General features: G+C 52.7%; 9 protein-coding genes and 2 pseudogenes. 5 read left to right on the top strand and 6 right to left on the bottom strand.

Going from position 1 to position 10,017, the window contains the following annotated elements; all coding sequences use genetic code 11:
- Together QZ506_RS10635 and QZ506_RS10640 are read left to right on the top strand one after the other, a co-directional pair.
- A pseudogene (locus tag QZ506_RS10635) lies at window positions 1–282 on the top strand (integrase core domain-containing protein); the annotation flags it as partial.
- 67 nt (window positions 283–349) lie between these two features.
- Window positions 350–778 (top strand): hypothetical protein, encoded by a 429-nt coding sequence (locus tag QZ506_RS10640; RefSeq protein ID WP_291970982.1) that lies wholly within the window; start codon window positions 350–352, stop codon window positions 776–778.
- Between the two features lie 95 nt (window positions 779–873).
- Here the strand turns inward: QZ506_RS10640 and nrdG are convergent, their stop codons facing one another.
- The 5 genes from nrdG to pyrB all read right to left on the bottom strand — a co-directional run bounded on the left by nrdG (window position 874) and on the right by pyrB (window position 6,027).
- Window positions 874–1,338, bottom strand: a complete 465-nt coding sequence (gene nrdG, locus QZ506_RS10645; protein ID WP_291970984.1) for an anaerobic ribonucleoside-triphosphate reductase-activating protein — start codon at window positions 1,336–1,338, stop codon at window positions 874–876.
- Window positions 1,339–1,472: 134 nt separating this feature from the next.
- Entirely contained in the window at window positions 1,473–3,611 is a 2,139-nt protein-coding gene (gene nrdD, locus QZ506_RS10650; RefSeq protein WP_291970986.1) for an anaerobic ribonucleoside-triphosphate reductase, read from the bottom strand.
- Window positions 3,612–4,082: 471 nt separating this feature from the next.
- Window positions 4,083–4,469, bottom strand: coding sequence for a 2-iminobutanoate/2-iminopropanoate deaminase (gene ridA, locus QZ506_RS10655; RefSeq protein ID WP_291970988.1), 387 nt, complete (start codon window positions 4,467–4,469; stop codon window positions 4,083–4,085).
- A gap of 143 nt (window positions 4,470–4,612) precedes the next feature.
- Window positions 4,613–5,077, bottom strand: a complete 465-nt coding sequence (gene pyrI, locus QZ506_RS10660; RefSeq protein ID WP_291970990.1) for an aspartate carbamoyltransferase regulatory subunit — start codon at window positions 5,075–5,077, stop codon at window positions 4,613–4,615.
- Between the two features lie 14 nt (window positions 5,078–5,091).
- On the bottom strand, window positions 5,092–6,027 hold the full coding sequence (gene pyrB / locus QZ506_RS10665; protein WP_291970992.1) for an aspartate carbamoyltransferase: 936 nt from the start codon (window positions 6,025–6,027) through the stop codon (window positions 5,092–5,094).
- Between the two features lie 458 nt (window positions 6,028–6,485).
- On the opposite strand from pyrB, the gene QZ506_RS10670 reads away from it, so the two are divergent.
- Both QZ506_RS10670 and QZ506_RS10675 read left to right on the top strand, forming a co-directional pair.
- Window positions 6,486–6,953 carry a YhcH/YjgK/YiaL family protein gene (locus QZ506_RS10670; RefSeq protein ID WP_291970994.1) on the top strand — a complete coding sequence of 156 codons (468 nt, stop codon included), beginning with the start codon at window positions 6,486–6,488 and terminating at the stop codon, window positions 6,951–6,953.
- Between the two features lie 243 nt (window positions 6,954–7,196).
- Window positions 7,197–8,204, top strand: a pseudogene (locus QZ506_RS10675) (LacI family DNA-binding transcriptional regulator).
- Between the two features lie 21 nt (window positions 8,205–8,225).
- On the opposite strand, the gene argF reads toward QZ506_RS10675, so the two are convergent.
- On the bottom strand, window positions 8,226–9,233 hold the full coding sequence (gene argF / locus QZ506_RS10680; protein ID WP_291970996.1) for an ornithine carbamoyltransferase: 1,008 nt from the start codon (window positions 9,231–9,233) through the stop codon (window positions 8,226–8,228).
- A 162-nt stretch (window positions 9,234–9,395) separates the two neighbouring features.
- Between argF and rraB the strand changes: the two genes are divergently transcribed.
- The gene (gene rraB, locus QZ506_RS10685) at window positions 9,396–9,830 is read left to right on the top strand and encodes a ribonuclease E inhibitor RraB (protein ID WP_291970998.1); all 435 of its coding nucleotides are present in this window, start codon (window positions 9,396–9,398) and stop codon (window positions 9,828–9,830) included.
- Window positions 9,831–10,017 lie beyond the last annotated feature (187 nt).

A 10,017-nucleotide genomic window follows, 5' to 3' on the forward strand; every position in this document is an offset into this window, starting at 1 on the left:
ATCAACGATATCGAGCATACGAAAACGAAGGCGATGTCTCCGCAGACGAACGGCATCTGCGAGCGCTTCCATAAAACCATTTTGCAGGATTTTTATCAGGTTACGTTCCGCAAGAAGTTATATGGAGACCTGGAAAGCCTGTAGGTAGATCTGGACAACTGGTTGTGGCATTACAATAATGAGCGAACTCATCAGGGAAAAATGTGCTGCGGGCGTACGCCGATGGCCACTTTACTCGATGGAAAACGGATCTGCGCAGAAAAGAATCTGAACCAGATGTAATCTGACAGACACCTGTATAAATAATCGGTAACCGTCAGATAAGGTCTGAGCTAGTACACATGAGGACGTGCGTGTTGCGCTGGCGAAATTGCGTGAACCGATCGATATTGTGTTTTACTGCCGAGGGACCACGCGCAAGCAGGCGGGCAGCAAGCAGACGTTTCGCTTTGTGGATTATACGCTGGTGGTCGACAGTGCCGCGCGGGTCAAGGCGCTGGGCGCTACACACCTGCTCACGGTGAGTGCGATGAGTGCCAGTGCTACGTCACCGTTTTTCTATTCACGTATCAAAGGTGAGATGGAGGTGGCGTTGCGCCAGCAAGGCTGGCGACATTTGACACTGGTACGCCCTTCACTGCTGTTGCGCGAACGGACAACGCGATGGCCGCTGGAGCACTTTTCCGCACCGCTGCTCAAGTGGATGCCTGATAACTGGCGAGCGATTGAAGGAAAAGCCGTGGCCCGTGTACTGATGAATCACGCCTTTTCACCCTAACCAAAAGCCAGTGTGACGGTGCTCGAGGCCGAGGAACTACGCGCTTGGGGCAGCCCGCCGCTTGCGCCGGAGCTACACGGTTAAGTCTGCGGCTGTCATCGCAAACGATGGACAACCTGATTGCTGCTGCCGCGCCAGATTAACGCAGGATCTTTGAGATCCTGTACAAATTTACCGTCTACCAGTACGTTGATAAGTGCCACAACCTGTTGTTGTGCGGGCGTAAGCTCAGAGAGCAGGTAGCCTGTCCACATCCAGATGTCTTTTCCGGGGCATTCGGCATGAATGCGTTCCACCAAACGTAGCACATCCGGTACGTTTTGCGGATGGAGCGGATCGCCACCGGAGAGCGTCAAGCCTTGGCGCGGAATCTGCGTATCCTGCAAATCGGCAATAATCTGGTCTTCCAGCGCCTGAGTAAAGGGCTGGCCGGAATTGAGCCGCCAGGTTCTTTTATTATAGCAACCTGGACATTGATGTACGCAGCCGGAAACAAACAGCGTACAGCGCGTGCCGGGCCCGTTGACCACGTCAACCGGGTAGTACTGATGATAATTCATGGTATGGCATTGTTTGCTGGATAATGGTTTTCTGAGTAATGGTTTACGAAGCAGAGATATCCGGCGTCCGTTGACGCCGGTAAACGTGCAAAGCTGGCCGCATCCTTGCGACCATCAGGCACGGCGCGGGCTGTTTAGCCCAGTTGAACATTGCCGAGGTGCTTGATCCGACGTTTGACCTCTTCCTGCTTCCCGGCATTAAACGGACGTGCATCCGGGCTGCCCAGATAGCCACATACCCGACGCGTCACAGATACGCGTGCGGAGTCGTGATTGCCACATTTCGGGCAGGTGAAGCCTTTGCTGGTGCACTCAAACTCACCGGTGAAGCCACACTCATAGCACTCATCGATCGGTGTATTGGTGCCGTAATAGGGTACACGGATATAACTGTAATCCCAGACGCCTTCCAGCGCTTTAAGGTTATGTTGCAGGTTCGGATACTCGCCGTAGCAAATGAAGCCTCCGTTTGCCAGCGGTGGGTAGGGCAGTTCAAAGTCGATTTTCTGGTAAGGATTCACCTTCTTCTCCACGTCCAAGTGGAAGCTGTTGGTGTAGTAACCTTTATCGGTCACGCCTGGTACCACGCCGAATTCAGCGGTGTCGATACGGCAAAAACGGTCACACAGGTTTTCACTCGGCGTACTGTAAAGGCTGAAACCGTAGCCGGTTTCTTCTTTCCACTGATCGGTCGCGGCTTTCAGGCGTGCGACGATGGCGACCGCCTTTTCACGCAGTTGCTCATTGTCGAACACGTGTGTCTGGTTGCCAAATAGCGCGTTAATGGTCTCATGAACCCCAATATAGCCCAATGAGATCGATGCCCGACCGTTTTTGAAGATCTCAGCAACGTTGTCGTCCGCTTTCAGGCGTACACCACAGGCGCCTTCCATATACAGGATTGGAGCGATACGGGCTTTGACGTTTTCCAAGCGTGCGATGCGCGTCATCAACGCTTTTTTCGCCAGTTGCAGACGATTATCCAACAGGTTCCAGAAACGCCCTTCGTTATGTTCCGCTTCCAGCGCGATTCGCGGAAGGTTGAGGCTGACTACCCCGAGGTTGTTGCGACCATCGTGGATCTGCTTGCCCTCTTCCTCATACACGCCAAGGAAACTGCGGCAGCCCATAGGCGTCTTAAACGAGCCGGTAACCTTAACCACCTGATCGTAATTGAGGATATCCGGGTACATCCGCTTGCTGGCGCAATCCAGTGCCAGTTGCTTGATGTCATAGTTCGGATCGGCAGCCTTGTGATTGACACCGTCGCGGATAGCGAACACCAGTTTGGGGAACACTGCGGTTTTACGGTTTTTACCCAGACCGGCAATGCGGTTGCGCAGGATGGATTGCTGAATCAGACGCGATTCCCAAATGGTGCCGAGACCGAAACCAAAGGTGACAAACGGTGTCTGACCATTAGCGGTGTGCAGCGTATTTACTTCATATTCCAGCGACTGGAAGGCGTCGTAGCACTCTTTTTCGGTACGAGACAGTGCATAGGCGTCCGCATTGGGAATGTGCCACTCATCAGCAGCTTCCCGGTGCTTTTTATGGCTGGCGGTGACGAACGGTGCCAGAATTTCATCGATACGGTTAATGGTGGTGCCGCCGTAGATGTGGCTTGCCACCTGCGCGATGATTTGGGCCGTCACTGCTGTCGCGGTTGAGATGGATTTTGGTGGCTCAATCTCCGCGTTACCCATCTTGAACCCCTTGGTCAACATGCCTTCAAGGTCGATCAGCATACAGTTGAACATCGGGAAGAACGGGGAGTAGTCCAGATCGTGGTAGTGAATTTCACCGCGTTCATGAGCAAGCACCACGTCACGTGGCAGGATATGTTGCTTGGCGTAGTGCTTGGCAACGATACCGGCCAGCAGGTCGCGCTGGGTAGGGATTACTTTACTGTCTTTGTTGGCGTTCTCGTTGAGCAGGGCCATGTTGCTCTGTTCAACCAGACCACGAATTTCCTGATTCAAACGGCCGCGTTGTTCGCGGGCGACATCACGATCGTGACGGTACTCAATGTAGGTACGTGCAAGCTGCTTATACTGGCCAGACATCAGCAGGTTTTCAACGGCGTTCTGGATATCACGGATATCCACACGTGCTTTCCCTTGCATTTGTTGAGCGACCGCACAGGCCACGGTTGCACAGTAATCTGTATCATCAACTCCTGCTGCATGCGCAGCACGTTCGACCGCGTGCTTGATGAGCATCTCATCAAAAGGCACCTGGCAACCGTCCCGTTTAATCACTACTGGTTTCAACGTTCGTTCCTCAGAGTTGTCCACAAGCGGAATCCGCAGCGGACAAGGGCTGCGGGGGGTTGTGGATGATATTGTGGATAAGTACTACATGTAGTGTCTGTATTTATGATAGACACTATATGTAGTTTTTGGTGAAAAGAAATTCGTGATTTATTGACCTAGAACAAAGAATTTCGAGCAGCGTAGAAAGGGTGTGCAATGGCGTTGTACAAAATAAAAATAATGTATTGATTTGATTAGTAGTTTTTTATCTCTGCGCCATAATGTAAATTACGAACAAAAAAGCATAATAAACGTAGGGAAATAACAATAAGCGAGGCAATAATATTGCTGGGTGTGTCCGTGTTTTCCGGTGAATCACGACGAGGGGCGCTCCGGCGGCTTACGCCGCTACGACCCCATCGCCGCACTTCACCTAACAACGCACTTTGTCATCAGTCTGACGGGGCGATGGTATCGCCCCGAGTGCGCTTAGCGGCGTACCGCGATGGCTTCGATTTCGATCTTCACATCTTTTGGCAGACGCGCCACTTCCACACAGGAGCGCGCCGGAAACGGTGCCTGATGCTGAGTAAAGAAGGCTTCGTAAGTCGCGTTAACGGTGGCAAAGTCTTGCAGGTCTTTCACAAATACCGTGGTTTTCACGATGTCGGCGACTTTCAGGCCCGCCGCTTCCACAATGGCCTGTACGTTTTCAAGAGACTGACGCGTTTGTGCGACGATGTCCTCGGCAATCAGGCCGCTTTTCGGGTTTACTGGGATCTGACCGGAAGTGATGATCATGCTGCACAGATCGACACCTTGTACATAAGGGCCGATAGCGGCTGGGGCGTGTTCCGTGCTGATGCTACGTGACATGGCTTCTCCTGGATTTCGAAGTGGCTATTTTCGAAGGGACAATTCCCGCCGGGCCTGCGCCGGGCGGGGTACAACCTACCATTATTCAGAAAAGCGCGGCGCAGGCAATGGCATTGATGACCCTGCACACGTCGCACAACGGATTAGCGGTCAGCCAGCACGGCCTGACGTTCAAACTCTTTCTCGCAGTATTTGCACTTAAGGTGCGCATCGCCATCGCGTTGCTTGACGCTGAACGACGAGGTGACTGGTTCACTGCGGCTGATACAGTTACTATTCGGGCAGGTTAGCACGCCATCAATACGTTCCGGCAGGCTGGGCACCAGCTTGCGTACCACCGCGTAGTCATCAATCTGGTTAACGGTGGCCTGCGGGGCGTAGATCGCCAACTGGTTAGCCTGCTGTTCTGTCAGGAAGATGTTCTCTATCTTGATCAGATCCTTGCGTCCCAGATGATTGGAAGGCAGGTTCAGCCCGATGGTGATGCGCTGGTCGGTGGAGGTCAGTTTGAACAGCGTCAGCAGCTTGAAGCCAACCTGCGCTGGGATATGGTCGATAACGGTGCCGCGTTTGATGGCTTCAACCTGTAATTTGTTATCCTGAGTCATGATGCTTTCCCCTCTCACAGAACCAGTTCGCGATTTAATACCAGCGCCAGCAGTGCCTGACGTGCAAAGATGCCGTTGCCTGCCTGTTGGAAGTAATAGGCGTAAGGCGTGCTGTCTACATCCGTCGTTATCTCATCCACGCGCGGCAGCGGATGCAGCACTTTCAGGTTGTCGCGGGCAGCGTTCAGATCGGCCGCGCGCAGCACAAACAGTGATTTGATATTGATGTACTCGGATGGGTCCAGCCGCTCTTTCTGTACGCGCGTCATGTACAGAATATCCAGCTCCGACACCACCTCTTCAATGCTGGTGTGCAGGCTATAGGTGATGTTTTTCTCTTCCAGCATAGCCAGAATGTAATCCTGCATCGCCAGTGCGTCGGGAGCGATAAAGTAGAAGCGGTTACCGTCGAATTTCGCCAGCGCCTGCGTCAGGGAGTGCACGGTACGGCCATATTTCAGGTCACCAACCATGGCGATATTGATGTTATTCAAGCGTCCCTGGGTTTCCTGAATGGTGAACAGGTCGAGCAGGGTTTGCGTCGGATGCTGGTTAGCACCGTCTCCGGCGTTGAGTACCGGAATGCCGCCGGAGAACTCGGTGGCAAGACGCGCTGCGCCTTCCTGCGGGTGGCGCATCACGATGGCATCCACATAGTGGCCGATAACCGAAATGGTATCTGCCAGCGTCTCGCCCTTCTTGCCGAGCGATGTGTTGTTACTGTCAACAAAACCGACCACGGAAGCGCCCAGATGGTGCATCGCGGTTTCAAAAGAGAGCCGGGTGCGCGTCGAGGCCTCAAAGAAACAGCTGGCGATCACTTTATGTTTTAACAACTCTGGCTGCGGTCTGGCCTTCAGGCTGGCGGCCACCTGCAACGCCAACTCTAAATCTTCGCGTGCGAAGTCGTTAATTGAGATGATGTGTTTTTGATAAAGCGGATTGACCATGTTTGCTTTTCTCCCAACGGTTAGCCCTGAAACATTTTTCTCTCGCTAGGCCAGTCAGCAAGCGAGGTTCGCCCGGTATGACAGGCAAAAAAAAGCCCCTTCAACGAGGGGCTTTTTTTAAACGATCGGTGATTGCCGGAAAAGAGGCGGCACGCTGACGAAAAAAGGGGTCAGCAGCGTGATAAATACAGCATGTGGTGATGCAAGCGCACATGGTTCCTCCTAGCAAATTGCGGCGCATTATACGCGCGCGATTTGCTATTTCAAGCGCTAATTTATGCGCAATAATCGCATTTTTAGGTATTGGCAATCGGTTGTTTAGAGAAAACCTTACGCGTTCGACCAATGAAAATAAAGGGGATAGGTAGCACTTTTGCCACTGTAGACTAGCGGGAATGCCTATGGCGGAGTATAAAGTTCGATAAAACGACGTTTTACTTTTCACGAGAGGACTTACTATGATCACCGGGAATATCCACCAGCTTGAATTGGTTCCTTATCTGCCTGCCAAACTGCGCGAAGCGATCGAGTACGTAAAAGCCAACATTACGGTCGATACTCCGCTGGGCAAGCACGATGTCGATGGCAACAACGTGTTTGTGCTGGTTTCCAATGACAGCACTGAAGCGTTTGAACAACGTCGCGCCGAATACCATGCCAAATATCTGGATATTCAGATTGTGCTCAACGGCGTTGAAGGTATGACCTTCAGCAACCTGCCGGCAGGCACACCTGACACGGACTGGTTGGCGGATAAAGACATCGCATTTTTGTCTGCCGGTGAGCAGGAAAAAACCTTTGTCATGCAACCTGGTGATTTTGTTGTATTCTTCCCGGGCGAAGTGCACAAGCCGCTGTGTGCCGTGGGTGAACCTGCACGCGTACGCAAAGCCGTCGTGAAGATCGATGCTTCACTGGTGCTGTAATCTTGCTACAGCGCGCGACGCCGAAGACGTTCGGTGCCGCACACGGCGCGCGCCATCGTGATAATTGATCCCCCTTCATATATTCATAAATAATCACCTATACAGATATTAATATCGTCCCGTTCAGCGGCGCAGCGGTTTATGCTTATCGCGTAATGATGGGGAGCGTGGTTGTTCTGCCTCCTCGCTGACAGTTGATGATTGCCTCGCTGTGACTGCGCGCGCCCTAAGGAAGGAGTAAAAATGGTTACGATACAGGATGTGGCGAAAAAGGCGGGCGTCTCTAAAGCGACGGTATCTCGCGTACTTAACGGCAAAAACGTGGTACGTGAAGATATGCGGCAGCGCGTGTTTCGCGCCATCGAGGAAACCGGATTCAGTCCAAACCTGCTTGCCCGCCAGTTAGCCATCCGCAAAACCAACTCGATTGGTTTGGTTATCACCAACTCTCTGTATCAGGGACCGTTTTTTTCGGAAATGACCTATCAGGCGGCGTCATGCAGTGAAAAGCATCAGCGCCAATTGATTCTGGCGGATGGCAAAAACAATGCGCAGGATGAGCGCAATGCCATTGGTATGCTGCTGGCACTGCGTTGCGAAGCCATTATTGTGTATCCCAAATTCTTATCGGCAGAGGCGTTGGAAACGCTGATCGAGCAGCACGAGACGCCGATCATCGTGATTAACCGCAAGCTGCCCCATCACCAGAATCACGCGGTCTATATCGAGCACTATCACAGCAGCCAACTGATGACGCAATATCTGCTCGATTAGGGGCATACGCGCATCGCTTTTATTGCCGTGCTGCCCGGTTCCCCGTCTGGTGAACAGCGGCTTGCGAGATTCCTTGATACGCTGAAAGCGGCGGGTATCGCACATGATGAGGCGCTACGTCTGGAAGGGGACTGGACGCCGGAGAGCGGCTATAGCGCCGCCCAAACGCTGCTAGGGCGCAATGTGGACGTCACCTGTGTGCTGGCGGACAATGACGATATGGCCATTGGCGCGGCGAAGGTGTTTCTTGATGCCGGAAAGCGGGTGCCGCAGGATATATCGTTGGCGGGGTTCGATGATATGCTGATTGGGCGCTACTTTTCTCCCGCCTTAACGACGGTGCATGTGCCGATTGCTGCCATGATTCAGGATACGATTGGTCGCTTGGTGGCGGCGTCACAAGGTGATGCCACACCGATACCGCCTTGCCATCATCAAGGACGTTTGGTTATCCGAGAGTCCGTCGCCAGGCGCTGAGCATAGCGCGCAGCGCGGCCCTTATTCCTGGCAGAGCGTGGCGACCATCACCGCTTTGATGGTGTGCATGCGGTTTTCTGCCTGATCGAACACAATGCTGTGCGCTGATTCAAACACCTCGTCGGTCACTTCCATGCCGCCGTGCAAACCGTACTGCTGGGCCATCTGCTTGCCGATGGTGGTTTGGTCGTCATGGAACGCTGGCAGGCAGTGCAGGAATTTCACCTGTGGGTTACCGGTGGCGGCAAGCATCGCCATATTGACCCGATAGGGTTTTAGCAGCGCAATCCGCTCCTGCCACACCTCTTTGGCCTCTCCCATGGACACCCAAACATCGGTGTAGATGAAATCCGCACCGGCCACGCCTGCGGTGATGTCTTCCGTCAGCGTGATTTTTCCGCCAGTCAACTCGGCTGCTGCTCGGCATTCGGTCACCAAGTTGGCATCGGGCCAGCAGGCTTTGGGGGCAACCAGACGCAGATCCAAACCGGTCAACGCAGCGGCTTCCAGCATGGTGTTACCCATGTTGTTGCGCGCATCGCCTGCGTAGACCAGCGTCATGTCGCTGAAAGCGCGCTCAGGCAGATGCTCTTGCATGGTCAGTAAATCCGCCAGCAGTTGTGTGGGGTGGAATTCGTTGGTCAGCCCATTCCATACCGGTACACCGGCGTACTCCGCCAGCATTTCCACCAGTGCCTGACCGTAACCACGGTATTGGATGCCATCATAAATTCTGCCTAGTACGTGGGCGGTATCCTTCATCGACTCTTTATGGCCGATCTGGCTGCCGCTCGGGCCGAGATACGTGACGCGTGCTCCCTGATCGTATGCAGCAACTTCGAAAGAGCAACGAGTGCGGGTCGAATCTTTTTCGAAGATGAGTGCGATGTTTTTATTTTGCAGGTAGCGTTTTTCTGTGCCGTTCTTTTTGTCGGCTTTCAGTTGGGCAGATAAGGTTAACAGTGAGCCGATCTCAGCAGGGGAAAAATCCATTAATCTTAAGAAGTGACGCTGGTGAAACGAGTTCATTGTAGTTATCTCCGTATGGCTCAACGTTGTTTGTTGAATTATAATTCACTTTATATGTTTAATTATTCAATTTCAAGTGGCATTGTCAAACTTTATGGTGGAGAGGGCGTCGGGGTGTGGGAGAATACGGAAATAACGTAGATATTAACGGGGGACAGACTCATGGCAAACCGCGATTTACTGGACGAACAGCGAGAAGAAACGCGCCTGATCATCGAAGAACTGCTGGACGATGGTAGCGATCCGGACGCACTGTATACTATCGAACACCACTTTTCAGCGGAAAACTTCGACGCGTTGGAAAAGGTCGCTGTTGATGCCTTTAAAAAGGGCTACGAAGTGACGGATGCGGAAGAGCTGGAAGTGGAAGAAGGCAACCTGTTGATGTGTTGCGATGCCATCAGCGAAGTAGCACTCAATGCTGAACTGATCGATGAGCAGGTCGAGCAGTTAATCGAACTGGCTGCACGCCACAACGTCAATTACGACGGGTGGGGCACCTACTTCGAAGATCCAGATGGTGAAGACGGCGAAGAAGGTGAAGAAGGTGAAGACGACGATTTTTATGATGAGGATGATGACGGCAAACGTCATTAATGCCTCTGGGCATCACGGGCATGCCGAAGTGACCTTCGGCATGCTTTTTTAGGCTGTGTCCCTTAATTGCCTGAGTTATAGTAACCGTATGTTTCCACAGTATATTGAACTATGGCTCGCTACGACCTTCCCGATGAAGCATGGATGATCATCCAGTCTTTACTGCCTGCTGAACCAGCAATACCAC

This window comes from Candidatus Symbiopectobacterium sp. (genome assembly GCF_020054415.1).
Lineage (GTDB): Bacteria > Pseudomonadota > Gammaproteobacteria > Enterobacterales > Enterobacteriaceae > Symbiopectobacterium.

Coding starts and splice junctions, on each gene's coding strand:
- nrdG (WP_291970984.1), bottom strand. CDS start 1,338: ATGAATTATCATCAGTACTACCCGGTTGACGTGGTCAACGGGCCCGGC.
- ridA (WP_291970988.1), bottom strand. CDS start 4,469: ATGTCACGTAGCATCAGCACGGAACACGCCCCAGCCGCTATCGGCCCT.
- pyrI (WP_291970990.1), bottom strand. CDS start 5,077: ATGACTCAGGATAACAAATTACAGGTTGAAGCCATCAAACGCGGCACC.
- pyrB (WP_291970992.1), bottom strand. CDS start 6,027: ATGGTCAATCCGCTTTATCAAAAACACATCATCTCAATTAACGACTTC.
- QZ506_RS10670 (WP_291970994.1), top strand. CDS start 6,486: ATGATCACCGGGAATATCCACCAGCTTGAATTGGTTCCTTATCTGCCT.
- argF (WP_291970996.1), bottom strand. CDS start 9,233: ATGAACTCGTTTCACCAGCGTCACTTCTTAAGATTAATGGATTTTTCC.
- rraB (WP_291970998.1), top strand. CDS start 9,396: ATGGCAAACCGCGATTTACTGGACGAACAGCGAGAAGAAACGCGCCTG.